General features: G+C 63.4%; 21 protein-coding genes, 1 tRNA gene and 1 pseudogene. 11 read left to right on the forward strand and 12 right to left on the reverse strand.

Annotation, left to right across the window (positions count from 1 at the left end; genetic code table 11):
* The first annotated feature begins 173 nt into the window (after positions 1–173).
* From H8A95_RS13045 to H8A95_RS13055, 3 genes are all read left to right on the forward strand, one after another.
* The gene (locus H8A95_RS13045) at positions 174–467 is read left to right on the forward strand and encodes a hypothetical protein (RefSeq protein WP_229196369.1); all 294 of its coding nucleotides are present in this window, start codon (positions 174–176) and stop codon (positions 465–467) included.
* A gap of 146 nt (positions 468–613) precedes the next feature.
* Entirely contained in the window at positions 614–985 is a 372-nt protein-coding gene (locus H8A95_RS13050) for a hypothetical protein (protein ID WP_229183544.1), read from the forward strand.
* 257 nt (positions 986–1,242) lie between these two features.
* A complete protein-coding gene (locus H8A95_RS13055) occupies positions 1,243–1,962 on the forward strand; it encodes a class I SAM-dependent methyltransferase (RefSeq protein ID WP_229183545.1) in 720 nt (239 codons plus the stop codon).
* Positions 1,963–1,989: 27 nt separating this feature from the next.
* Here the strand turns inward: H8A95_RS13055 and H8A95_RS13060 are convergent, their stop codons facing one another.
* Complete coding sequence (locus H8A95_RS13060; RefSeq protein WP_229183546.1) at positions 1,990–3,135, reverse strand: alkane 1-monooxygenase; 1,146 nt, start codon at positions 3,133–3,135, stop codon at positions 1,990–1,992.
* Between the two features lie 188 nt (positions 3,136–3,323).
* Here H8A95_RS13060 and H8A95_RS13065 point away from each other — a divergent pair, with 188 nt between their 5' ends.
* Positions 3,324–4,304, forward strand: coding sequence for a helix-turn-helix domain-containing protein (locus H8A95_RS13065; protein ID WP_229183547.1), 981 nt, complete (start codon positions 3,324–3,326; stop codon positions 4,302–4,304).
* Positions 4,305–4,665: 361 nt separating this feature from the next.
* On the opposite strand, the gene H8A95_RS13070 is transcribed toward H8A95_RS13065, so the two are convergent.
* Positions 4,666–4,815: a hypothetical protein gene (locus H8A95_RS13070; protein WP_165445659.1), complete on the reverse strand. Its 150-nt coding sequence runs from the start codon at positions 4,813–4,815 to the stop codon at positions 4,666–4,668.
* A gap of 634 nt (positions 4,816–5,449) precedes the next feature.
* Here H8A95_RS13070 and H8A95_RS13075 point away from each other — a divergent pair.
* Positions 5,450–5,782: a VanZ family protein gene (locus H8A95_RS13075; protein ID WP_229183548.1), complete on the forward strand. Its 333-nt coding sequence runs from the start codon at positions 5,450–5,452 to the stop codon at positions 5,780–5,782.
* A gap of 1,975 nt (positions 5,783–7,757) precedes the next feature.
* Here H8A95_RS13075 and H8A95_RS13080 read toward each other — a convergent pair.
* Together H8A95_RS13080 and H8A95_RS13085 are read right to left on the reverse strand one after the other, a co-directional pair.
* Positions 7,758–7,834: transfer RNA gene (locus tag H8A95_RS13080), tRNA-Arg, on the reverse strand.
* Between the two features lie 86 nt (positions 7,835–7,920).
* A complete protein-coding gene (locus tag H8A95_RS13085; protein WP_229183549.1) occupies positions 7,921–8,205 on the reverse strand; it encodes a hypothetical protein in 285 nt (94 codons plus the stop codon).
* Positions 8,206–8,427: 222 nt separating this feature from the next.
* Between H8A95_RS13085 and H8A95_RS13090 the strand changes: the two genes are divergently transcribed.
* Positions 8,428–8,874, forward strand: a complete 447-nt coding sequence (locus H8A95_RS13090) for a hypothetical protein (RefSeq protein ID WP_229183550.1) — start codon at positions 8,428–8,430, stop codon at positions 8,872–8,874.
* 41 nt (positions 8,875–8,915) lie between these two features.
* On the opposite strand, the gene H8A95_RS13095 is transcribed toward H8A95_RS13090, so the two are convergent.
* Entirely contained in the window at positions 8,916–11,180 is a 2,265-nt protein-coding gene (locus tag H8A95_RS13095; protein ID WP_229183569.1) for a cation:proton antiporter domain-containing protein, read from the reverse strand.
* Between the two features lie 218 nt (positions 11,181–11,398).
* Here H8A95_RS13095 and H8A95_RS43780 point away from each other — a divergent pair, with 218 nt between their 5' ends.
* A complete protein-coding gene (locus tag H8A95_RS43780) occupies positions 11,399–11,521 on the forward strand; it encodes a hypothetical protein (protein WP_274617409.1) in 123 nt (40 codons plus the stop codon).
* 57 nt (positions 11,522–11,578) lie between these two features.
* Here H8A95_RS43780 and H8A95_RS43785 read toward each other — a convergent pair whose 3' ends face one another.
* On the reverse strand, positions 11,579–11,707 hold the full coding sequence (locus H8A95_RS43785) for a hypothetical protein (protein ID WP_274617410.1): 129 nt from the start codon (positions 11,705–11,707) through the stop codon (positions 11,579–11,581).
* 303 nt (positions 11,708–12,010) lie between these two features.
* On the opposite strand from H8A95_RS43785, the gene H8A95_RS13100 reads away from it, so the two are divergent.
* A complete protein-coding gene (locus H8A95_RS13100) occupies positions 12,011–12,415 on the forward strand; it encodes a hypothetical protein (RefSeq protein WP_229183551.1) in 405 nt (134 codons plus the stop codon).
* 36 nt (positions 12,416–12,451) lie between these two features.
* Here H8A95_RS13100 and H8A95_RS13105 read toward each other — a convergent pair whose 3' ends face one another.
* Positions 12,452–13,354 carry a GNAT family N-acetyltransferase gene (locus H8A95_RS13105; RefSeq protein WP_229183552.1) on the reverse strand — a complete coding sequence of 301 codons (903 nt, stop codon included), beginning with the start codon at positions 13,352–13,354 and terminating at the stop codon, positions 12,452–12,454.
* A 29-nt stretch (positions 13,355–13,383) separates the two neighbouring features.
* Complete coding sequence (locus H8A95_RS13110) at positions 13,384–14,592, reverse strand: acyl-CoA dehydrogenase family protein (protein ID WP_229183553.1); 1,209 nt, start codon at positions 14,590–14,592, stop codon at positions 13,384–13,386.
* Between the two features lie 104 nt (positions 14,593–14,696).
* On the opposite strand from H8A95_RS13110, the gene H8A95_RS13115 reads away from it, so the two are divergent.
* A complete protein-coding gene (locus H8A95_RS13115) occupies positions 14,697–16,256 on the forward strand; it encodes a winged helix-turn-helix domain-containing tetratricopeptide repeat protein (protein WP_229183554.1) in 1,560 nt (519 codons plus the stop codon).
* Between the two features lie 63 nt (positions 16,257–16,319).
* On the opposite strand, the gene H8A95_RS13120 is transcribed toward H8A95_RS13115, so the two are convergent.
* On the reverse strand, positions 16,320–17,147 hold the full coding sequence (locus tag H8A95_RS13120) for a YkgJ family cysteine cluster protein (protein WP_229183555.1): 828 nt from the start codon (positions 17,145–17,147) through the stop codon (positions 16,320–16,322).
* A gap of 451 nt (positions 17,148–17,598) precedes the next feature.
* Here H8A95_RS13120 and H8A95_RS13125 point away from each other — a divergent pair, with 451 nt between their 5' ends.
* Positions 17,599–18,471, forward strand: coding sequence for a DMT family transporter (locus H8A95_RS13125; RefSeq protein ID WP_229183556.1), 873 nt, complete (start codon positions 17,599–17,601; stop codon positions 18,469–18,471).
* Here H8A95_RS13125 and H8A95_RS13130 read toward each other — a convergent pair.
* Together H8A95_RS13130 and H8A95_RS13135 are read right to left on the reverse strand one after the other, a co-directional pair.
* Positions 18,468–19,881, reverse strand: a pseudogene (locus H8A95_RS13130) (cryptochrome/photolyase family protein). The gene H8A95_RS13125 and the pseudogene H8A95_RS13130 sit on opposite strands and share 4 nt — an antisense overlap.
* Before the next feature lie 69 nt (positions 19,882–19,950).
* Positions 19,951–20,610: a peroxiredoxin gene (locus H8A95_RS13135; RefSeq protein ID WP_163159923.1), complete on the reverse strand. Its 660-nt coding sequence runs from the start codon at positions 20,608–20,610 to the stop codon at positions 19,951–19,953.
* A gap of 388 nt (positions 20,611–20,998) precedes the next feature.
* Between H8A95_RS13135 and H8A95_RS13140 the strand changes: the two genes are divergently transcribed.
* Entirely contained in the window at positions 20,999–21,580 is a 582-nt protein-coding gene (locus tag H8A95_RS13140) for a hypothetical protein (protein WP_163159924.1), read from the forward strand.
* Positions 21,581–21,641: 61 nt separating this feature from the next.
* Here H8A95_RS13140 and H8A95_RS13145 read toward each other — a convergent pair whose 3' ends face one another.
* Positions 21,642–23,483, reverse strand: a complete 1,842-nt coding sequence (locus tag H8A95_RS13145; RefSeq protein ID WP_229183557.1) for an alkaline phosphatase family protein — start codon at positions 23,481–23,483, stop codon at positions 21,642–21,644.
* Positions 23,484–23,521 lie beyond the last annotated feature (38 nt).

Here is a 23,521-nt window from a genome sequence, read left to right on the forward strand (position 1 = left end):
TTTCCTACATCGATGCACGGGAACCCCGCGCGCAAGCGGTCAATGCGTCGCGCGTGCGGAACGTTTCGTTGCCTGATCGGTTCGAGACTTCGAAGCCCCCGGCGAGGGGCGCGGGCGGGGAGGAACCAGCCAGGGAAACCAGCAAGGCCGGAACCAACGAGAAGGAGCAGCGGATGAAACTTAACTCGACGCAAGTCAAACAGACCATGACGCAATTGAACGCGCAGGTGCTTCCGGACGATCACCCGGCGGTGGCGCAACTGAACAGCGTCTTCGGCGAACATACTTTCTTCGTCGACACCAGCGGACTGAAGGTCCTCGAACCTGCGCAGAGCTCCGACATGCCGGGGCAGACGGGCGAGGTGGTGAGCCTCGCCGAGTGGAGCGATCCGGAGCTGACTTCGCTTCGGCCGCACGAGCCCGAGCCGACCGGCGTGCTTATCGCGCTTGAACCCAGCAAGCACTAATTGCCGCTTCGCCCGGCACGACGATCGGCTCGCTTGATGGCGATAGCCCCCAACGTCACGTCAAGAGGTGCCGAAAGTCACATGGCAAATCAGCGCCGCCTGCGTATGCATCGGATTGAGGTGGGTATCCAGGCGGTGAGGGGCAGATGGGGATCGTGCGGCGCTGGAGCTTTGACGAGGACGAGAAGCTCAGAGAACTCGCCAGGGCCGGCAAGAATGCTCTCGAGATCAGCAACGAACTGACCCGCAGCGCTTCGGCCGTGCGCCGTCGCGCCGAGGTCCTGTCGGTCCTGATCATGGCGAAGGCATTTCGCGCGCGCCCGTCGCATGTCGCCACCCATCTCGAGAGGGTCGCGATCGACGCGATCCGGACTCGCCGCTCGTTTCCCGCAGGCGTCGGCCCGAGCACCATCGCCGGAATGATCGAGAAGGGCTGGATTGTGCCGGAGATGGGGCGCAGATATCGCGTCACCGATGCCGGGGTGGAGGCGGTACGGCGGAAGATCCCGAGCGGCTGACGGCGCTGCGTGACGGCTCGTCCGGCGCGATTGGTGTTGGCACCGGACTGGCTTCCCGTAGATGCGCGGGAGGCGAGGCGGAATATTTGGACCCGGATGCGAGATTTTGCGCCCGAGACGGACGCGCGTCGCGTTCAACCATCGGGGACAAATGTCTGTCTCCGCGTGCCCTCCCCGTCCATCCGATGGTGCCAATGCTCAACGTCTCGCGATCTCAAGCCGACCGATACCAGCGTTTCGCCGCCCTTTCGGATTCCGTGGGCGAAGCCGTCGTTGCGATCGCCGGACTGAGCGCAGCCCAGCGCATCGACGTGGACTTCCTCGAGCGGGAGTTCATCCCTGCGCTGGGGCTCAATGACGAGTCGCTGCGCGAGCAGCCGTCGGAATTGTCGGCGAGCTTCGGCAAGGGCCTGCACATCTGGCAGTATCCGAGCCAGCTAGCGCCGTATCTGGCCTGGCTCTCGCGCAACGCGTCCGGCGTTTCGTCCTTCATGGAAATCGGCTGCCGCTGGGGCGGCATGTTCATCCTGGTTGCGGAGTGGCTGAGGAACGTCGGCGCCGATCTCAAGACCGTCATCGCGGTCGATCCGATCGATCCGACGCCGTTCATCACGACCTATTTCGATCTCCTGCGCGAGCGGGCGGAGATCGAGCCGGTCTATCTTCAGGCTTACTCCAACGCGCCGGTCGTAAGCGCCTATGTCGATCGCGTGAAGCCCGACTTCGTCTATGTCGACGGGGATCACAGCCTGCGCGGTGCGATGCTGGACCATCTGATGGTGCGCTCACACGCCAGCATCATCGTGCATCACGATATCCACTCGCAGGCCTGTCCGGACACGACGCTGCTCTGGAAGGCGCTGAAGGAGTTCGAAGCGCCGAGCTTCGATACGTTCGAGTTCACCAGCCAATATCCGTCCGTCAACGGCACGTTCCTCGGTATCGGCGCCATGAAACGCCGGCCCGTGCAAGCGTAGCAGCGCAAGCCAGGGTGATCGCAGCGATCACGAGGCCCCTGGCCGATCGCCCAGGTTCAACTTGCTCTTGTCGCCGCCTGCCCATGCCAAGGTCTTCGGGTCCATTACCCGGAACCAGAGCGGCGGGATCGCAGCCAGCCCGAACATGCCGGTGTAGCCGTTCGGCAGCCGCGGGATATCGTCGAAATCGCGCAGCGACTGATAGGGGCGCATCGGGTTGGCGTGGTGGTCGGAATGACGTTGCAGATGGAACGTCATCAGGTTCGAGACGATGTGGTTGGTGTTCCAGGAGTGGCGCGGCTCGACCGCTTGGTAGCGGCCGTTCGGCAGTTTTTCGCGCAACAGCCCGTAGTGCTCGACATAATTGGCCTGGGTCAGCGCGTACCAGCCGAGGAAATGATGCGCGACGATGAACGGCGCGACCTTCCAGCCGAACAGCGCAATGAGAATGGAGGCGACGATGAGCGTCAGCGCGAAACCCTGCAGGATCTCGTTGTTGACCGACCAGACCGGTTCGCCGCGCCGGGTCAGCCGTTCGGCCTCGTTGCGCCAGCCGCGCTTGAATGCGCCCGGCAGTTCGCGCGTGGCGAACGCATAGATCGATTCACCGAACCGCGCGCTCGCGGGGTCTTCGGGTGTCGCGACCCAGGTGTGATGGCCGCGATTGTGCTCGACGCGGAAATGGGCGTAACCGACCGCACAATTGGCGAGCATGCCGAAGAAGATGTTGAGCCTGTCCGCCTTGTGGCCGAGCTCGTGCCCGATCAGCAGCGCGCCGCCATTGATGGTGCCGACGCCGAGCAACAGGGCGACATAGGACCACCACGGCAGCTCCTGCGTGCCGAAGAAGGCGATCAGCGCGACGTAGTTGATCCAGGGAAACACCACGGTGATGCGCGCGAGCCGCAGGTAATAGGGATCGGCCTCCATCGCCGCGACCACTTCCGCCGGCGGATTGTGCGTGTCTTGGCCGAAGAGGACATCGAGCAGCGGAATCAGGATGAAGATGAAGACGAAGGGGATCAGCGTCACCAGCGGATTGTGCGTCCGCAGGAACAGCCAATAGGACAATAGCGGAATCAGCGGTGGGATGAACGAAAGCATCCACAGATAGCGTTTGCCGTCCCGGTAGGTGATCGTCTCGCCCGCAGCATTGGTGCCCGTGAAGATCATCATATTCCTCCAGCGTCTCCTCGAAGCGGCGTTCGCCGTCATTGCGCCAACCATGCCGCGACGCGGGCCTGCGCCGCCAGTTCCCAATAGGCCAATTTTGTGGCATTTTGCGCCAAGCCTGTTCGGCCGGACGTTCGCGAGGGAGGGGCGCCGACACAATGCAGGGATCGGAGGCAGATGCGCTTCGCATGCCGGTGTCCGCGGCCTACGCACGGGCGCTGGTGCGCACATTCGGCAAGACGCGGAGCGAGCGCGACGAACTGCTGAAGGGCACCGGAATCCAGCAGGACACCCTCGACCAGCCCGGCGCGCACATGCCGGTGTCGTCGCTGGTGGTGCTGGCCGCCAACATCACCGGTCGACACGGCGAGCTGTGGCCGTTGTCGGCTGCGGCGGTCTGGTCGACATCGTTGCAAGGTGCGCTCGATGTTGCGACCCGGACGGCGCCGACCATCGAAGATGCATTGAGCACCGGCGCCCGCTTCGGGTCGACCCGCGCGCCGTTCGTTCGCAACCGGCTGCGCCGAACCGCGCGCGCGATCCAGATTGAGATCACTCCTGCGGTGGCCATGGAAGGCGCGCTGTGGCGCGCCGTGGCGCTGGCGGTGAGCCTCAACGTGCATGCGGTGTATGTGCAGCTGCTCGAGGATGCGATCGGCCAGGCGACGCTGCAATTTCCCTGGCCGCCGCCCGCCGGCGCGGAGCGGCTGGCACAGCACTATTCCTGCGACGTGAAATTCAACGCCGCCGCCTTCATCTTCGAGGTGCCGAAGGAGTTGTGTGCGCGGCCGTCGCCGTTTGCCGATCCGGAATTGCACGCCAAGGCGATCGAGGCGCTGGAGGCGATCGAGAAGCCGCGCTCGGACACCGCGGCGCTGGCGCGTATGGTCGAGAGCCTGATTGCGGCGCGGCTGCCGCAGCGCCTCGGCGAGGAGGAAGCCGCGCGTCTTGTCGGCACCTCGCGGCGGACCTTGGTGCGGCGGCTCGCGAAAACCGGCAGCGCCTTCCGTCCGCTGCTCGACAGCGTGCTGCGCGAGCGCGCCCGCACCATGCTCGCGGCGGGCAGCCAGTCGCGCGACGAGATGGCGGCTGCGCTCGGCTATACCGATGCAACGAGCTTCAGTCGCGCCTGCCGGCGCTGGTTCGGCGATAAGAGCTTGCGCAGCTAGTCTAGCTCAGCGGCGCGCTTTGGCGTGGCTGTGCAGGCTCTTCACCCTTCGACCGCGGGGCGGTCATCTCGACCAGATTTTTGGCGCCATGAATGGCTTGATGTGTAGATCGACGTGCTGCTCATCGCTGCATGTGCGCTACCCTTGGCCAGCTCCTAGCCTTAAGCCAGATCTCGACCAGCAGGTGGCCCCATTTGGGGACGCGCAAGGGGGCTCGGCTCTTTGTCCCGGATCGTCGCAAACTCCGCCAGATGCCTGCGGCGGATCCAAAGTCCCATGCAGCCGACGACCACTAGCAGTGCTCCGGCGATCATGAGCCAATGCGGCAATTGCAATGACAGCAAGAAGTCTTTTGCCATTGTCACTCTAGGACGTCGTACTCAAATGCTACGCCCTCAGGGTCGTTTTCCTCTAGCCATTTTTCAGCGACCTCGATCGTTGCGAAGACCTTGATGTGGTTCTCGTCGCCGACCTTTTTCGCTGCGTCCGTGTAGATCCAGACAGTTTTCATCGCATCAACGGACCTCGCTCAACCGCAACTTGGTGCCGACAATGTGCTGCAGCAGCATATGTCGGGTGCCAACTGTGATCCGGTCTCGTTGGATGGTCGTCCTGCCCGGCGTGGTAGGCCTGCATGTCGGCACCAAACTGCCGGGCGACCGTCGGCGGGATCTCGATCGGCTTTCGGGGAACGGGCATGGCAGAGATAGTGACCGTGGCTTTCGTCGATGGTCGCGCGTGAGCGGTGAAAGTTGTTGTGGCTCGCCACAAGACCAACCGTGCCAGATCTATCTGCCGGTCAGTGCATGAAAGCCACCATCAGCGCAATCGTGACCAAGACGTATGTGCTGGTAACGGTGATGCCCAGGTATAAGCGCTCCATAACGGCCTCGCTGCCATTCAAGGTGAGGTGCCGCCCCCTCGTCGTTCATCGTAGCGTTTGCTGCGCGCCGCGAAGTTGGAATTTCGACTTACGGTGGCTGTACGGGAAGAACCATCGGGATTAGTCCTTGTGGGCCACCCCGGTTTTGCGCCGATCCCGCCTGTCGCTGACGCGCGCGATGGGCTAATTCAGCGACGGTGCATCCAGGGCACCGCGACTTGGAAATCGTTGCTTGCTAGCATCAAGGATCAGAACGTTCGGAATGGTCATTGGCTGGTTGGCGCTGGCCTTTATTGCGTTTGCCACACTGTCTCCAATCGGAGACCGTCCCTCGTTTGCTGCTGATCCGCACGTCGAGCATTTCGCCGCGTTCGCGGTGATGGCATTGGCCTTTGTGGTAGGCTATCCCCGGCGCGCCATACTGGTCATGCTCTTAGTCGTTTTCAGTGCGTTCACGCTCGAAACAATGCAATTGCTAACCCCTGACCGGCACGGCCACCTGGCCGACGCAATCTTCAAGGTTGCAGGAGGCCTCGCCGGCATCGGAGCGGGCCAGCTTCTACTGCTCGTTCTGCGCAACCAGTCCCGCCGGTGACTTCAACCGATGAACTTCGCGAACGGCCAAGCAGCTTCTGCATGGGGAGAAAAGGCGCCTTGCTGAAGCGAGCACGACAGTCAGACGCTGACGGCCACAGTGATGATGGAGGTGTCTGGATGACCATGCCCTCCCTCTCGCCACCGTCAACTGGCCCATGGCGTACGCTTCCACCATACAGCGCATGCCAGTTCAAATGAGGCATTCGTTCGGGAGTTTGATACCGTGCCTCCGCTCTTCCTAGCTTCGCTTCAGACGAGCGATCCTCTTGTAGTCGATCCACAACTCGACGAATTCGTGTTCGTCCAAAAAATCCTCAGCTCGGCGCTTTGCCTCTTCGTCGTCATTGCAACGAAGTTCATACGTTGCGCGTGCGACGCCGGCCGGGTCTACTCCAAATGCCACGTAAGGTTTGCGTTCTTCAATCATTTTGTCCCCACGACCTAATGGCAGTCCGATTGACGCAGCTCGGCGTCGGAAGATGTCATTGCAATCGATGAATTTCAAAATAACGAAAGAGGCCGCTGGCCGCTGAACAGCGGCCTCCTGGACCCCGATTTCAAATGAACGTCTTGGAATAAAATCGCCGCCGGAGGTCCGATATCAGTAGAGGGCAAATACGCAACGCAGTGAAGTCCAAACACGCCCATCCACAAGGGGAACTGTTGTGACGTTGCGAGCACGACACACTTCTGTGACCTCGGAGCGAAGTGGAACGTTCGAGGTCTAGCTGCGCAAGGCGAGATGATAGTCGAGTTCGACGATGATGATTACTACGCGCCGCACTATGATTGATCGGATCGGACTCCGCGTAGAAGGACCTAAATCAGCAGCGAACTTGCATAGCGAACCTCGGCGGGATCTCGAGCGGTTTTCGGGGACGGGACATCGGTCGAAATATCGACATGGGGCGTTCGGCGCGTGTGTGTAGGTTCACAGAAGCGTCGAAGGCCAAGTGCTATACTAAGAAGATATTGCGGTCGTTCATATTGCTGGCGGAGTCTCCGATGAATTGCACGGCACCGATGCAGCCAAGGTTCCTCGTTCGAAAAGGAAGCACCGACTGGATGGTTTACGACCGACAACGCAAGGGGGCGGCCCAATTGAACGATTACAGTTTGGCTGAGAAACTGACGAAGGAACAGGCCGAGCAGATTAAGCAGAGGCTGGCGACTTGGAACCCTCAGCCTGCTTGAACTAGCCCGAAACGCCCTTCGCGAAGTTGATTACCTCGCCCCGTCCGGCCGAGTATCGACTAACCAAGCGTGCCGCAGGAAGCGCATTTGAGGTGCGCCGAGATTTCGTACCAGTCTCTGTCGGGAAGGTCGGAAGGCTTCACCCGGCCGTTGTGGTGTTGGCAGCCGACGCAGAACACCAGCACCGCGGCCCAATCGTAAAGGCTATTCGCGGGGTGCAAGAGGCGGACGAGGCCCTCGAAGCGTCTTTCGATGCCCAATGAGGACAGGGACGAGCGGCCCGAATATATAGAGAGGAGCCGGCGCCAGGGCCCGTACGCCAGCTCCTCCGAAACGGAGACCGTAAGACGTTCCCCAAACCGGTCCCGTCCCCCCGAGAAGCCTGCGCCGACCTGCTTGCTGATTTGCTAACGGCCTCGCTCGGCTAGCGCTCGAGAGGCGGCGAATAGATATCGTTTTCCGGCAGGCTGGGCGGGAGTAGCCCTTAGTGGCGTTGCTTAGGGGCGGAATGAGCAGCGGTATAGTCTGTCGGCTCCCGATCCTTACACCCCCACCCGGTTGGGAGTTGACAGAATGGCGACCTCGGCGCCTCAGGGGCGCTCCTCATTTTGCACATCGCATTTCAGAACAAGCGCCAAACCGCCTCGTTGCGCAGAGTGAGTTGAAGCGGTTGGAATGTCTTGATTTTGCTCGCAGCGTTGAGCTTGCTCGCAACACGAAAACGATCATCCAGAAGGAAACCGGTTCGTCCTAAGTCATTGTACAATCGATGAAAACGATGGCGCGCTCGGAGAGATTCGAACTCCCGACCCTCGGAATCGAAATCCGATGCTCTATCCAGCTGAGCTACGAGCGCGTTGCGGGTCGATTATCAGACTTGGGCTGTCGGGGCCAGCAGGGACGGCGCGGCGGTCCGCGCGTCCCGCCGGCCTTCCTTTGAGCTCAGAAGCAGGGATGCCGGCGGTGGTCCTGGCCGATATAGGCGGACGCGCTCTGGTAGCACTTGTTGCGCGTCGGGCCGTCGTAATAGGCGAAGCTGCCGGCGGCCGGGCCCGGGCCATAATTGTGCAGGTAGCTGATGTGGTAGGGCAGGCCCCAATGGGTGTGGCGGTGATGCCGGTGGTGGCGCGGAGTGGCCGAGAGATCGGCCGCGGCCGCCGGGGAGAGGGCCGGAACGGCCAGGGAGACAGTCACGGCGAGGGCGGCGAAAAGCTTGGTCTTGGTCATTGGCGGCCTCCGGGCATTCGCGCTGGAATCGGCCTGTCCAGCCGATCCAAAGTCCTTTAGCAGTTCATTTAACCCGGAATCGGGCCGAAAGCTGCGGGAAATCAGCCACAGCGCGCCAAATTTTGCCTTTTTGAGGATGCTTAACGGATTGCCAACACAGTCCGGCCAGAGTCTTGGGGTCAGGTCCGCCCGGGCCGCCTTTCCCTCGGTTTAGAACATTTCATGCGCATCACGCCCCTTGTCGCCTTGCTGCTCTCGGTTCTGGCGGTCACGCCGGCACGAGCCGTGCTGCACATCACGCGCGACCATGGCGGCTATGTCGAGGAGTACAAGGCCAAGTACAAGCAGATCCGCGACCGCCGCGAGCGCGTCGTGATCGACGGCGTCTGCAACTCGGCCTGCACGCTGGTGTTCGGCATCGTGCCGTTGAACAAGATCTGCGTGACGCCGAAGGCCAGCATCGGCTTCCACCAGGCCTATTACGACAAGGCCTTCACCTTCGGCATCAAGGTCACCAGCCTCGAGGGCACCTCCGATCTGATGTCCTACTATCCCGACACGGTGAAGGACTGGATCCGCCGCAATGGCGGGCTCACCACAGAGATGAAGAAGATCAAGAACGGCATCGATCTCTGGAAGATCGTCGATCCCTGTCCGGAAGAGTGGTAGGGCGCAGCGCCGCTCGCGTCTTCAGCATCAGGTCTTGAGCATCAGGTCTTGGGCCTGACGTCGCCGTCCGACACAAGCAGCACCGACGCCTTCGACTTGCCGAGCACGGCGGCTGCGACGCTGCCGAAATTCAGGCTGTCGCCCTGGATGCGGTCGACCCCGATCACGACGAGGTCGGCCCGGCTTGCCGCGATCTCCTGCAGGATCGCGACCTCGGGCGCGGTGTTGGCGCGCAGCCGCGTCGCGACGTTGATGTCGTAGCGCGCGGCGGTCGCCGCGATGTCCTTCAGGATCGCTTCCTCTGGTGCCAGCGACATGCTGGGGCTGGAGCGGCGGGCGCCCTTGTCGCGCGTGGTCGAGACATAGACTACCTGCAGCGGTTCGCTGGCCAGGCGCGCCAACGCGATCGCGACCTCGGCGCCGCGCCGCGACACGTTACTGCCCGACACCGACACCAGGATCTTGCGCGCATTCGCCGTCGGCTCGCTCGCGTGCAGGCCCTTGGCGGCGGCAATCGCCAGCGGGCCATCGAAGCCGGAGGTCAACTGGTCGATGCGCCGGTCGAAGCCGCCATCCGGGCCTGCGACAGCGCCGATGCCAACCACGAGCAGGTCAAAGCCCTTCTTGGCTTCCTCGGCGATTGCCTCCGCCGCGGTCTCCTCGCGGGCGCGGCTGATGACGTCGACATTGCCGCCGCCGTCGGCATCGGCCTCGGCGCTCGCCTTGGCGGCATTGATGACCGTCGCCTCGGGGCTCTCCTCGTCGGCACGGTTCTTCTCCTGCAGCTTTGCATTCGCCCCGACATGGAGCACGGTGATCGGCAGGCCGCGTCCGCCGGCGAGCAGCCCTGCGAGATGCGCGGCAAATTTGGCATTGCTGCTTTCGTCGACCGCGAGCAGCAGCCGCTCGAGATTGGCAACGAAGCCGCGCTGCTCAACCTCCTCGCGCTCCAGCCGCTCTTTTTCCTCCTTGCCGAGCGGCAGCCGCGCCAGCGCGTTGCGCAGCATCGGCGGCATCGCCATCGTGGTCAGGATCGCCATGGTGACGATCATCGAGAACATGGTCTGGCTCAGCACGCCCATCGACAGGCCGATGGTGGCGATGATCACCTCGGTCGAGCCGCGCGCATTCATGCCGCTCGCCAGCGCATAGGATTCCTGCCGCGTCAGCCCGCCCAGCGCGCCGCCGGCAAAGGCGCCGCCGAACTTGCCGATGCTGGCGATCAGGATCAGCGCGGCGGTGAGTCCCAGCACCGACGGATCCTTCAGTACGGTGAGGTCGGCGCTAAGACCGGCGAGTCCGAAGAACACCGGCATGAACAGGCTGGAGATCAGCCCGCGCAGCCGCTCGTCGATCTGCCTGGTCAGGATCGGGGATTCCCCGACCAGCACGCCGGCGATAAAGGCGCCGAGCACGGTGTGGACGCCGATCAGGTGCGTGATCATCGCCATCGCGCTCATCAGGAGCAGGATCACGGTGATCACCGCAGCCGAAGAGACCAGATTGTCGTTGGCCCAGCGGATCAGCCGGAACACCAGCCGGCGGCCGATCGTGAAGCTGACGGCGAGGAAGGCGAGGGTGCCGAACAGTGCCTGCGCGACCGAGAGGACATCAAGCGTGCCGCGCGAGGCGAGGCTGAAGATGACGGCGATGATGATCCAGCCGATGGTGTCATCGATGATCGCAGAGGCGACGATGATCTGGCCGACATTGCGGCGCATGAAGTTCATCTCACGCACCACGACGGCGACGATCTTCACCGACGAGATCGACAGCGCGGTGCCGAGGAACAGCGCGGCGATCACCCGCGCTTCCGGATGCGGCAACAGGCTCTGCGGCAAGAATTCGCCGAGCGCAAAGCCGGAGGCGAACGGCACCGCGATGCCCGCGACCGAGATCGTAATCGCCGCGCGGCCGACCTTGCGTACCAGCTTGAGGTCGGTCTCCATGCCGGTCAGCAGGAGCAGCAGCAGGATGCCGAACTGCGCGATACCGTCGATCAGCGCTTTCTGCTCGCCGGACGGTGGAAAGATCACGTCATGGGCCGACGGCCACAGCCAGCCGAACAGCGACGGGCCAAGCAGCAGGCCGCCGAGCAGCTGGCCAATCACGGAGGGCTGGCCGATCCGCTGCATCAGTTCGCCGAGGCCGCGCCCGACCGCGATCAGGAGCGCAATCTGGACGAGCAGGATGAACTCGGAAGGCTTGCTCGCTTTGTCGCCTTCGGCGTCGGCTGCCGTGACGGTCGCAAGCAGGATAAAGACCGCCCAGATCGTCGGTTGAAGCCGCCCCCAGCGGATCACCATTGTGTCTCCGATCGCCAAATTCCAGCGCGGTTCGGCCCGCTTGTCGTGTGCAGTCAACGCCCGGGTTCCAAAAGCGATCCACGAGCTCAGATTTTGGAACCGAGACGCCGGCCGTTCGTTTCACTCATGATGCGTTCATCCTCGTGATGCGACTGTCCTCATGAGCGAGACTGACCGCCACTGCGCGGCGTCTCGGCTCGCACGCACAGGAGGTTGTGATGGCAACCAGATCCAATCTTTCGAAGGCTGAACTCGCGCGGAGCGTTGCCGGCGCCACGTCGGCGTTGGTGCTGAGCGCGCTTGCTCTGTTCGCCGTTGCTCATCATCTGAGCGGCGGGTAGGGCAGGCGGCGCGTCCGCCAAGCGGATTTCACCAAGTCAATTTCAGCAAGCCAGACATCAAAGCAGGAAGGTCCCGATCAGGAGGCCGGCCGCGAATGCCCAAAGCCCGAGGGTACAGGCCGAGATGACCCGGACCAGATTGCGCAGATCCACGTCCTGCCAGTTGCTGTGGGATCGATAGGTCAATTGCAGGCACCCCCTGCGGCGGCCGCCTTTGCTTCCGGCCGGCAGCCTGTTCCCGATCAGTGCCCAAATGAAGGCAACCAATGGTGGTGCCTGATCACGCATTTGCGAGGCAAGCCTCAGGCGCCCGGGGTTGCCGCTCGCCGGACTTGCCCATGGTGCGACCGGGGGCTGGGAGGTTGCGCCGGCATGTTGTGCCGGTGCGGCAGTGCTGATGGCAGGCCTTGGCAACTTCGCCGGACGCGCGACGACGATCTGATGCCCGTCGGTTGTATGCGATGGGGACGCGGGTTACAGAAGGCTGGCTTGGCAAGGCAACAGCCCGGGGAAGTGTCGTTGAGCATATCTGCCAATACGCGCATCGTGATCGGAACGACGCTCTTTGCGTTGGCGTCGAGTGCATTCCTTTATGCGCTTCCTCCGAGCCCGATCGACAGAGACCTGCTCCGCGGCAGCTTCTACTGGTTGCAGGGATATGCCTACCAAATTCCCGTCAAGTATCTGAACGGCGAGCTCAACGCTGCTCGATTGTATGAAGATGACAAGCTGCTCGGCCCGGCAAACAGCGACCGGGAGGAGATCGCCACCAAAGGCGGCGGCCGATTCCAGCTCTTCCGGGACAGCAAGAGCTTTTTCGGCCCGGTGTTGCTGCTCTCGACGAGCGACAACACCAATCCGAACACGAACGGCCGGAAATATCACCTCAAGTGACGGCTGACGCGATGATCGAACAAAGACCCGCGTCGGTCACATGAAGCCCGGGTTGCGCGGCAGATACTGGGCCCAATTGCCGAATTCTCGCGACGACATCAGCAGCATCGGACACTTGATCCGCATTCCCAGCGCCATCGCAGTATCAAGCGCCGCCTTGCTCGCACCGGGCAGGAATGCCGATATCCGTGAGGCGCCGCTCTCGGCCGCCAGGTAGAGCGCTGTTCTCAAAGCGGGAGCGACCGCGTGCGGCTCCGTGACTGCGAGCGGCCCGATATGACCACTGGGGTCCACGTAGGCATAGCCGATCCAGTCGTTTCCATCGTGAAGACTGAACCCGGTCGCCGCGCCGTCATTGATCAGATAGCGATGATGCTTTTCGCGTGAGACACCAAGGATCCGCTGGTCCGCTTGGGTGAGGCGGCGTAGGGTCGAGGCCTCCGGCTTGAGCGGCGTGACGTCGTATCGTGGACCGTGCAAATGACCCATCAACTGCTCGCGCGATACAATGACATTGTAGATCGGAAATCGCGGAAGCAGGCCGTGACGAATGTACAGCCCCTGCGATACCGCGTTGAAGCTGAAGGTGATGAGCACCCTGTTGGACGCGCCGGATTTCTCGGCATGCGCCATGGTGCGCTTGATCAGTTCGTTGCCGATGCTCCGACCCTGCTGATCCGGCGACACGAACAGCTGTGCCAGAAACCACATGTCGCCGCAGACCCAGCTCCAGGCGAAGCCGAGGATCCGCTCGTCCTCCTCCGCCACCCAGAGACCGTCGGGATCGTCCTTCAGCGAAAACAGCTGGAACCTGGGCGGAGACGAGACCGCCATCGGGCCGAAGCCGTGCCGTTCCGTGAGATCGTTGATACTGGAGACCACAAGCGCGTCGGCGCATTCCAGATCCTGCGCGCGTGCCGGACGGCAAACTACTGACATGGGCAACTCCGTTGCTCGCCGGACAATCCTCAAAACCTCGTGGTGCCGGGATCGAGCCCAAGCGCCAGCCGGCCGGCGGTGATGTAATTGCTCGGACTCATCGCGATATGCTTTGCCGCGGCGCGTACATCGCCGACTGCACGCTCCAGGGCGCAGGTCTCGAAGATGGCGACGGCGCCCGCGCCGGCAGCCAGCATGTCGGTGATGGACGTCGCAGTTTTCGCCGCATGTGCGTTGGCGATCCGAATGTCCGCGCGTGCCTCCACCAGCCGTTGGCCGCCGATGTCGGTCGCGGCCATCAATTCGGTCATGGCGTCGATCAGAAAGGCGCGGGCGGCGCAAAGCATCGCTCTCGTGCGCCCGACCGTCGCCTGAACGATTTCGCGATCGCGGAGCGCGGCGCGGTTTCCGGAGCGGCCCTTGGCCAGTTCCGTGAACGAGGTCATGGCGCCGGACGCGACGCCGAGCGGCACCCCGCAGATGCTCCACGCGAACACCGATGAAGGCGGCATGCGATAGAGCAATCCGGGCTGGGTCGATTGCAGCCCGAGAAAGGGATGGGCGTGCGCAGCCGGCACGAAAACATCCTGCGCCTCGAAATCGCAACTGCCGGTGCCGCGCAGTCCGGACACATGCCAGTTGTCGAGGATGGTTACATCCGCCCGCCCGGGATAGCAGCAGAGAAGCGGCGAAGCCGGGTCGCCGGGTCTGGTACTGGCCAGCACCATGAAGCGCGTCGCGTGATGCGCGCCGCTGCCGAACGGCCAGCGCCCGGACAGGCGATAGCCGCCTGCGACGGCGGTCGCGGTGCCGACCGCACCGGTCGCGCTTGCGACAAATGCACGCGGGTCGGCATACCACTCACGTACGACGGCCTCATCGAGGTAGCCGCCGATCCGGCTCATGCCGGCGCCATTGCCGACCAGCCAGCCGACGGAGCCATCGAGGGCCGAGCAGGCTTCGACGACGCGCATGAACGCGAAGGCGGACAGTTCAGGCCCGCCAAGTGCTTGCGGCAGCCACAGGCGGAACAGGCCGGCATCGGCCAGCGCGGCGAAAATCGTGTCCGGTAACCGTCGTCCGCTGTCGAACTCGTGGCGTTGCGCAGCGATGCGCGGAGCCAGCGTCTGGACGACCTCGAGCAGGCGGCAAACGTGGGCCGGCTCACCTGCATTCACTTCCGGATCGGGGCGGGCGATCGGACCGTCCGCTTTTGCCGCATAGCCTGGATCGTGCATCGGGCTCTCCTCGAGGTTCGCCACCGCCGCAGCATGATCGTGCGCTTCCCGCAGGTCCTGAATCCGTTCCGAAAAAGTTGCAAAAAAATGTAGTCTCCGAAGCCATGGCGACGATCCACCAATTCGGTCCCTTCCGCCTCGACGCCGGGGCCGAGATGCTGTTGCGGGAGTCCGAACCGGTCGCGCTCGGACAGCGCGCGGTGGTGCTGCTCCGGCTGCTTGTCGAGCGGGCCGGATCGCCGGTTTCCAAGGATGCGTTGATGCAGGGGGCCTGGCCGGGGCTTGCGGTCGAGGAGAGCAACCTGACGGTGCAGATCGCCGCCTTGCGGCGGGTATTCGCCGGCATCGAGGGAGGCGCGACCTGGATCGAGACGTTGCCGCGTCGCGGCTATCGCTATGTTGGTCCCGCGGTTGCGACCGTATCCGAACCGAGCTCACCCGTAGCGCCGACGCTGTCCGATAAGCCGTCGCTCGCGGTGCTCCCGCTGTCGAATCTGAGTGGCGATCCCGCGCAGGATTATTTTTCCGACGGGATCACGGGAGACATCATCGCCGAACTGTCGCGGTTCAGGTCACTATTCGTCGTCGCCCGTCACTCCAGCTTCGCCTACAAGGGTAAGACACCCGAGATCAAACAGGTCGGCCGCGAGCTCGGCGTCCGGTACGTGGCCGAAGGAAGTGTGCGCAAGATCGGAAGCCGGGTGCGGGTGGTCATCCAGCTGCTCGATGCTGCGAGCGGCTTCAATCTCTGGGCCGAGCGCTACGACCGCGAGATCGACGACATCTTCGTCCTGCAGGACGAGATTGTCCGGGCGATCGTTGCGGCCCTGCCGGGCAGGCTGGAGGATGCCGGTCGCGAGATCGCCAGACGCAAGCCGACCTCGAGCATTACCGCCTATGACCTGGTCCTGCTCGGAAACGAGCGATGGCGCCAGCTGACCGTGAAGGCCATGGCGCAGGCCAGGGACTATTTTCGAAACGCCGTTGCGCTAGACCCGCACTATGCCCGCGCCCGCGCCAACATCGCCTGGACCATCGTCTGTGACGTGTTTCTCGAATCTCCCACCACCGCTACCCTGGACGAGGCGCGGCGCGAGATCGAGTACGCGCTCGATATCGAGGACGGCGACGCCTGGTCTCATGGCGTCATGGCTCAGCTGCTGTTCCTGCTGAAAGATGATGCCAAGGCCGAAATCCACTTCGGCCGCGCGCTCGCGCTCAATCCAAACGATGCCGATGTCGCCGCCGTCTTCGCCAATATCCTGGTCTACTGGGGACGATGGCGCGAGGCGCTGATGTGGATCGGGACGGCCAAGCGGCTCAATCCGTTTCCGCCCAACCTGTACCATTGGTATCACGCGCTAGCGCTCTATTCGGGACGCGAGTACGAGCAGGCGGTCAAGGCGGTGTTGGAGGCGCGGTCGTTCGACAGGTGGTCGCACGGCCTCCTTGCAGCCTGCTATGCGCAGATGGGACGCCTCGGCGAGGCGCAGGCCGAGGCCGACATGTTCGTCAGCCAACGATGTCGCGAATTGACTGCGAACGGCGAAGCCGTACCCGCGAAGACGCTCCAACTCGCTCGGGTCCGTGCCGAAAGATATCGCGATCCCACCGACCGCGACCATTTCCTCGACGGATTGCGCAAGGCGGGTCTCACCGATTGACGGCTCATAGCTGCCGCCTGCTTCTCGACGTCCCGAGTTGACTTGCGTCATCTCCGGGCGCACTCACGTCGTGCGTATCACACCGATTTCCCTCGAGAGCTGGATAAGCGTCGGCCGGTAAGGCGGGGAGGGGTTGTCGTCATCCGGAATGGCGCAATGGCCGAACTCCTGCTGGATGCGGTGGATCTCCATGACGCGATCGTTCAACCGCTGCAGGTGCTCGAGCGACCTGGCCTTCCAGTAGCGGAAAGTATCGAAGGTGATTGGTACGAAGGCGGTGCCGAACAGCGTTGGATCGGGCACGATGGTCCGCCCGAGCAGCAGGTAGCGGTCGTGACCGACGATGACGAGGGTTGCATACGGCCGCCCCTCGTGTACCCGAAGGCCTTTCAGCGAGAGTTCGCACAGTTTGCTGAAATAGGGTTCCTCGCGCCAGCGGTCGGGATCATCGAGATCAACCTGCACATTCAGCGTGTCGATCCCGAAATGCGGCACCATGCCCGTGGTCTCGGGAAACCAATCATCCTCGAGATAGCCTTGCAGCCAGGCGCAGCTGAACGAGCGGCACTGCCGGGGACGATCATGATAGATCTCGCATCCGCCGCCCGCCAGGATGTCGTTGCAGATGGTGTTGACCGGTTTGCCCAGATCGGTCACCTCAAGCACCTTGCAGCAGAGGGTGCACGATCCGCACTCCCGGATCGTCTGCACCACTGGAAAACCGAGGGCCCACGATCCCTGGCGATCGCGAAAGAGCAGCTTCTGCTTCTCCAGTGCGCCCAGCGCACGTTCGACCTTGAGACGAGACAACCCGGTCGCGCCGACAATTTCTTTTGTCGTCGTCGAGCCGCTCTCGACTGTCCGAACGACGAGCAATGCCACCTGGTCCATTGTTTTTCTTCTTGTCCGGCTCGTGGCCGGTTCTTCTTCTGTTGTGTTCTTGGCCGCCGGTATCCGGCGGCGGCAGTCCCGGTGATATCCGGAACACGCCGCCCGACGGCTGCGAAATTGTGCGGAGCGTATCCGCGAGAACAGGGTGCTGCATCCGACAAACGCGCATGGCATCCCTGAGGACAAATGGTCGTGATTGCAGCGAACTGGCGCGACGGAATGCGAATGTGTGACTCACTGGCTGCGCAACATATTCGATGTCGTCCCGGCCTTGAGCCGGGGCCCATCACCAAGAATGGGATTTGGCTTGCAGCGTCGTGACCACGGCTCGCTTCAACAACGGGATCCCGTGGTCATGGGTCCCTGCTTCGCAGGGACGACAGTTTGGGCGGCGATTCCAGCAAGATTCACGATTGCCGACTGCCTCATCTTCGGGCAATGACGACCTGCAATGAACAAGAGCTTCGAGGAAACTGCCGCTCGTCTGGCGCCGGCGATCTTTGTCGTGCTGTGGAGCACGGGATTCATCGGCACCAAATACGTCATCAACAATGCGGAGCCGCTGACCTATCTGGCGATCCGGATGGCGTTCGTCGTGGTGGTGATGGCGGTGATCGCCGCGGTCGCGCGGCCGAAATGGCCGGACCGGACAGGCGTCTTCCACAGCGCGGTGGCCGGCATCCTGGTGCACGGCTTCTATCTCGGCGGAACCGCAATCGCGATCGCACATTCGATTCCGGCCGGGCTCTCGGCGTTGATCCCGGGCCTGCAGCCGATCCTGACCTCGACCATCGCCAACCGCTGGCTTGGCGAGCGCGTCACGCCGCTGCAATGGGGCGGGCTCTTGCTCGGGCTCGCCGGCGTCGTGCTGATCCTGCACAACCGGCCGATGACCGGCGAGGCGGGATGGGGCTGGCTCGCCTCCGGCGTCTCACTGATCTCGATCACGCTCGGCACGCTCTATCAGCGCCGCTACTGCAATGCGATCGACTGGCGCGCCGGCAATCTGGTGCAGTACATCGCGGTGACGATCTTCTTCGGCATCGGCGCCTGGCTGTTCGAGACCAATGTCGTGCATTGGACCAGCGAGTTCGTGCTGGCGATCGCCTGGCTGGTGTTCGCGCTGTCGATCGGCTCGATCGGGCTGCTGTATTGGCTGATCCGTCACCATGCCGCGACCTCAGTCGCGAGCCTGTTCTATCTGGTGCCGGCAGTGACCGCGCTGATGGCCTACATCCTGTTCGGCGAGCGGCTGGATTACGTCGCGATGGCCGGCATGGCGGCTTGCGCCGCCGCGGTGCTGGTGGTCAACCGCCGCGCTTAATTGCTGCGACGAATCTTGGCGTAGGCCGCAAGCGCGCGTTCGCGGCCTTGCTTGTGATCGACGATCGGCTGCGGGTAGGTCTTGCCGAGCTCGACGCCGGCGCTGGCGAGCTCGATCGGTGTCGCGGTCCAGGGCTGATGGATCAGGTTGTTGGGGAGCTGCGCGAGTTCAGGCACCCAGCGCTGGACATAGCCGCCGTCGGGATCAAACTTCTCGCCCTGCAGGATCGGATTGAAGACGCGGAAATAGGGCGCGGCATCGGCGCCGGAGCCCGCGACCCATTGCCAGTTCGCCGGATTGGAGCCGGCATCGGCATCGACCAGCGTGTCCCAGAACCATTGCTCGCCGCGCGCCAGTCGATCAGCAAGTGCTTGACCAGGAACGAGGCCACCACCATGCGCACCCGGTTGTGCATCACGCCGGTGTGCCAAAGCTCGCGCATCCCGGCATCGACGATCGGGTAGCCGGTCAGCCCGCGCTGCCACGCCTTCAATGCACGCGCGTCGCGCTTCCACGGAAAGGCGTCGAAATGCTGCTGCAGATTCCGATCGGCGAGGTCGGGGACGTCGAACAGCAGATGACGGAAGAACTCGCGCCAGCCGAGCTCGCTCAGAAACTTGTCGATGTCGCCGGCAGAGCGCGGGTGCTCGGCGGCGGTGAAGCGGGCGGCGTGCCAGAGCTGGCGCGGGCTGATCTCGCCGAAGCGCAGATGCGGCGACAGCCGCGAGGTGCCGTCGCGGTCGGGCCGGTCGCGGTCGTCGCTGTAGCCGCCGATGCCTTCATCGAGGAACGCGTTCAACCGGGCCTGCGCGGCGGCTTCGCCCGGGATCCAGGTCTCGCGCAGGCCGCCGGCCCAATCCGGCCTGGCAGGCTCGAGCCGCCAATCGTCGAGCGCCTCGCTCGCGACGCCGCGCATCGATGTAAGCTTCTTCGGTGCCGGCAGCGGCTTGGGCGGATCGCCGAGCCCTGCACACGCCGCCAGAACGGCGTGAAGACGCGGAGGCCGCGATTGTCCTTGTTGCGGATGACCTTGGGTTCGACGAGCAGGTCGCCGGGGAAAATTTCCGAGTCCACGCGGTCACTTGCGAGCGCGGATTCAACGTCTCCCGCAATCGCCTGATGCGGCGCCTGCGCGATGTCGTTCCAGAACACGGCGCCTGCATTGGTTTCGCGCGCCAGGCTGGCGATCACGGAAGCGGCCGGTCCCGTCCGCAACACCAGTCGTCCACCAATCGCTTCAAAGCTCTTGCTGAGCGCGCGCAGTGACTGTGCCAGCCACCAGCGCGTCGCGCCCCCGAGGGGGCGCGCGGCTGGAGGTTTCAGGGCGCGGCTTTGTTCGTCGCGGACATAGAGGCCAACCACGGGCGCGCCGCGGCTGGCCGCTTCATGCAGGGCCGGGTGATCCGACAGCCGGAGATCGTCGCGGAACCAGACGATAACAGGCTGTACGCGGGCCACCCGGACGCTGCGTGCCGGCCGTTACTTCGGCTGCGGTACGATGCGGATATAAGGCTTCGGCTCCTTCCAGCCCTGCGGATAGATCGTCTTGGCCTCATCGTTGTTGACCGAGCCCGCGATGATCACGTCCTCACCCTGCTTCCAATCGGCGGGGGTGGCGACGCGATGCTTGGCGGTGAGTTGCAGCGAGTCGATGACGCGCAGGATCTCCTGGAAGTTCCGGCCGGTGGTCATCGGGTAGACCAGCACCAGCTTGATCTTCTTGTCAGGGCCGATGATGAAGACGTTGCGGACGGTCTGGTTGTCAGCCGGCGTACGGGTGAGGGGATCGCCCGAGGTCGATGCGGGCAGCATGTCGTAGAGCTTCGACACGTTGTAGTCGGTGTCGCCGATCATCGGATAGTTCGGTGCGGCGCCCTGGGTCTCCTTGATGTCCTCGGACCATTTGGCGTGGCGGTCCACCGGGTCGACCGACAGGCCCATCAGCTTGACGCCGCGCTGGTCGAATTCAGGCTTCAGCCGGGCGAGCGTACCGAGCTCGGTGGTGCAGACCGGGGTGAAGTCCTTGGGATGGGAGAACAAAAGCGCCCAGCTGCTGCCGATCCAATCGTGGAACTTGATCTTTCCTTCGGTGGTCTCGGCTTCGAAGTCGGGGGCGACGGCGCCAATCTGAAGTGCCATGATTTTACCTCATCTATTTGATGTTGCAGATAAATTTGTATTTGAGGTGGTCTGTTTCAGTATAGGGCGGGGAAAGGTTTAAGTGAACGGGTTCTGAAAAAAGGTGAAACATTTCTCCTTGAGGCTGGAATTCCAAACAACTTGTTTTGATCCAAACCCCTGCGACGAAATATCAGCTGCGGCACAAAAGCTTGGAAATGCCCAGATAAAGCCGCTTATCGCCGTCATGACGCCCGCCCCGGCTGCTATAGGACTGAACCGTGACAGCTTCCAAAGCGACCAAATAGCAACCATCTAAAAATCTCGGAACCCAAGTTCCGAGTCATTAACCACTCGTTTACGCCCGCATGGAAAAGCTGGCCTGAGATAGGAATTGAAAGCTCCCACAATGTCTACCCCAAGTACCAAGACCGCTGAGGCTCTCAGCGGTGCGTTGCATCCATCCTGCCGCAAGACCGCTGCCCATGCGCTGACCATCGTGCGCGACGGCGTGATCACCGGCGAAGGCCCGACCACCAAGGGCCGCATCCATTTCTCCCGGTCACTCGATGCCGATGACGCTGCCTGGTGCGCGCGCATCCTGACGGCGGCCGCGGTCGAGCATCAGCCGGTCAGCCGGGCCGAGATCGAGGCGCTGTTCGCGATCAACGAGGCTGCTGCCGAGCGCAGCGATGGCGGCCGGTTCGACGATCTCCTCGCCAAGGCGATCGCCCATCATGCCGCGTCCGAGTCCGGCCTGCCGGTGCCCCCGCGCACGGTGGCGCTCTCGGCGGACACCGAGATAGATCGCTGGGCACCGACGCAGGGAACCAAGATCGACACCAAGGTTCTGGAGTGGATCGCGGGCCGGATGCGCGGTCAGCGCCGCACCGGGCGTGCGCTGGCGGCGATGGTGGCGACGCTGGTCGGCGCGGCCGCGCTGCCGCTCGCGACCCAGCTGCCCAACGTGTTCGACATCGGAATGATGTGACCGTCCGGGACGATGCCTGCATCGTCCCGAACGAAACGGCTTCAGGCGAGAGCGGCGGGGATCACTTCCCCGCCGTTTTCTGTTTGCCGTCGGTCTCCTCGAGCCCGAGCGTCCGCCCCGGGAATCCGGCAACGTCGAAATAGCGGGTCGAGAGCACGCGCTGGAATTTCAGCACGGTGCGCAGGCCATTGGCCGACGGCTTCTTCGACATGATGGTGCCCTCGGCCATCTTCGGCACGATGCCGTTCGGCAGCGCCTCCGACATCACCCGGCCGATCAACCCGCCATTGTTCGGCGCGCGCAGGCCAAGCAGCTGGGCCGCAGTCATGCCGACATCGGCGTTGCTGACCGGCAGCGGATCGACATAGCCGGCCTTGAAGTCGGGGCCGATCGCCGCGGTGAAGTTGTAGGTATCGCCGCGGCTGAAGCTGCCATGCATGCCCTGGCCCTGGCGCAGCACGGTGTCGGCGATCTGCACCGAGCAGTTGGTCGGGATCGGGCAGCCGCTCGACCAGGAGCGGAAGTTGACAACGATCGACGGGTTCGGCGTCACCGCCTTGCCCTTCAGATTGAGGTTCGACATCGGCAGCGTGCCGGGGAAATTGCCGAGCTTGTCGTCGACGAAGAGGCCGCTGACATAGTCCTGCTCGAGCAGCGCCTTGATGACGCGGTCGGCGAGCTTCTTGTCGCGGTTCGGCAGATAGATCAGGTCCGAGCCGCCATTGGTCGCGATCACGACGTCGGGCTTGGTCGGGTCCTGGCCGAGCACGCCGTTGCCGGCCTTCGGGTGGGCGTTGTCGGCGACCTTGGCGTTCTTGTCGTTGGGATCGAACAGCGGTAGGTTCAGCGCCTTGGCGAGATCGATCGCCAGGAAGCCCATCGGCAGGAAATCCTTCGGCGTGTCGTCATAGCCGATCTTTGCCGAGGGGCTGGTCTTGCTCTCCTTCGAGATCGTCGAGAAGCCGTGGTCGGAGGAGATCATGATGTTGGTGTTGGCGGACAGCCCGAGCTCGTCGAGTGCCTTGCGGAGCTGGGCGAGGTTGTTGTCGGCGTTCTTGATGCCGGCCATGGAGGTCGGACCGTTGATGCCGGGCGTGATGGTGTTGAGGCTGTCGCCGGTGTTGTGCTGGCTGCCGTCCGGATCGCGCGACCAGAACACCAGCACGAATGGCTTGTTGCGAGCCTTGAACATCGGCAGCACGACCTTGGTCGCGACGTCGGCCATGTAGGCCTGCTGCGCGACGTTGGCGACCGTCGTGCCGGGCGTCTTGGCATCGCCCGCCTTGGCGTTGTCGCCGCGGCTCGGGGTGGCGAGCGGGAGGCCGGCCTTGGTCAGCGCGTCCTTCACCTCGTCGGAGAGCGGCACGCCGGCCTTGCCGCCGGTGGAATCGTCGACCACGATCGTGTTCTTGCCGCGATCGGTGTGGTCGAACAGCAGGGTCGGGCCGAGCTTGCCGATGGCGGCGGTGCTGAAACCCTGGCCACGGGCCATCTTCAACAGCGTCTCCTCGTTGAGGTAGTCGCCGTTGAAATGATCGTCGATGTCGGCGAGCACGGCGTCATTCTCGATGAACGGCACCACGGTGTCACCGGCCGGCGCCGAGGTGTAACCGGTAAAGATCGTGTTGGAGAAGGTGCCGGTGTCGCCGAGATAATGGCCGGTCGACAGCGCCGAGCTGTTCGCCATCGTGAAGGTCGGGAACAGCGAATGCGAGTTCTTGAAGTGGACGCCCTTGTCGCGGATATCGGCCATCGCAGGTGCCGTCTCCGGCGTCACAATGCCGCCGCGCAGGCCGTCGGGGACGAACAAGATGAGGTTACGGGGTTTTGCATTTTGCGCGGAAGCGGCGCCGGCTGAAAGCGCGATCATGCTCGCGGACAACAATGTAATGGCACGACGCATTTTGCTATTCCCCCTGATGAAGCCCCACGGCAGCCCGC

This window comes from Bradyrhizobium oropedii (assembly GCF_020889685.1).
In the GTDB taxonomy this organism is placed as follows: Bacteria; Pseudomonadota; Alphaproteobacteria; order Rhizobiales; family Xanthobacteraceae; genus Bradyrhizobium; species Bradyrhizobium oropedii.

Excerpts from the sequence above, each read along its gene's own strand:
- H8A95_RS13045 (WP_229196369.1), top strand. The coding sequence starts at position 174 with ATGAAACTTAACTCGACGCAAGTCAAACAGACCATGACGCAATTGAAC.
- H8A95_RS13050 (WP_229183544.1), top strand. The coding sequence starts at position 614 with ATGGGGATCGTGCGGCGCTGGAGCTTTGACGAGGACGAGAAGCTCAGA.
- H8A95_RS13060 (WP_229183546.1), bottom strand. The coding sequence starts at position 3,135 with ATGATCTTCACGGGCACCAATGCTGCGGGCGAGACGATCACCTACCGG.
- H8A95_RS13065 (WP_229183547.1), top strand. The coding sequence starts at position 3,324 with ATGCCGGTGTCCGCGGCCTACGCACGGGCGCTGGTGCGCACATTCGGC.
- H8A95_RS13070 (WP_165445659.1), bottom strand. The coding sequence starts at position 4,815 with ATGAAAACTGTCTGGATCTACACGGACGCAGCGAAAAAGGTCGGCGAC.
- H8A95_RS13075 (WP_229183548.1), top strand. The coding sequence starts at position 5,450 with ATGGTCATTGGCTGGTTGGCGCTGGCCTTTATTGCGTTTGCCACACTG.
- H8A95_RS13085 (WP_229183549.1), bottom strand. The coding sequence starts at position 8,205 with ATGACCAAGACCAAGCTTTTCGCCGCCCTCGCCGTGACTGTCTCCCTG.
- H8A95_RS13090 (WP_229183550.1), top strand. The coding sequence starts at position 8,428 with ATGCGCATCACGCCCCTTGTCGCCTTGCTGCTCTCGGTTCTGGCGGTC.
- H8A95_RS13095 (WP_229183569.1), bottom strand. The coding sequence starts at position 11,180 with ATGGTGATCCGCTGGGGGCGGCTTCAACCGACGATCTGGGCGGTCTTT.
- H8A95_RS43780 (WP_274617409.1), top strand. The coding sequence starts at position 11,399 with ATGGCAACCAGATCCAATCTTTCGAAGGCTGAACTCGCGCGGAGCGTT.
- H8A95_RS13105 (WP_229183552.1), bottom strand. The coding sequence starts at position 13,354 with ATGTCAGTAGTTTGCCGTCCGGCACGCGCGCAGGATCTGGAATGCGCC.
- H8A95_RS13110 (WP_229183553.1), bottom strand. The coding sequence starts at position 14,592 with ATGCACGATCCAGGCTATGCGGCAAAAGCGGACGGTCCGATCGCCCGC.
- H8A95_RS13115 (WP_229183554.1), top strand. The coding sequence starts at position 14,697 with ATGGCGACGATCCACCAATTCGGTCCCTTCCGCCTCGACGCCGGGGCC.
- H8A95_RS13120 (WP_229183555.1), bottom strand. The coding sequence starts at position 17,147 with ATGGACCAGGTGGCATTGCTCGTCGTTCGGACAGTCGAGAGCGGCTCG.
- H8A95_RS13125 (WP_229183556.1), top strand. The coding sequence starts at position 17,599 with ATGAACAAGAGCTTCGAGGAAACTGCCGCTCGTCTGGCGCCGGCGATC.
- H8A95_RS13135 (WP_163159923.1), bottom strand. The coding sequence starts at position 20,610 with ATGGCACTTCAGATTGGCGCCGTCGCCCCCGACTTCGAAGCCGAGACC.
- H8A95_RS13140 (WP_163159924.1), top strand. The coding sequence starts at position 20,999 with ATGTCTACCCCAAGTACCAAGACCGCTGAGGCTCTCAGCGGTGCGTTG.
- H8A95_RS13145 (WP_229183557.1), bottom strand. The coding sequence starts at position 23,483 with ATGCGTCGTGCCATTACATTGTTGTCCGCGAGCATGATCGCGCTTTCA.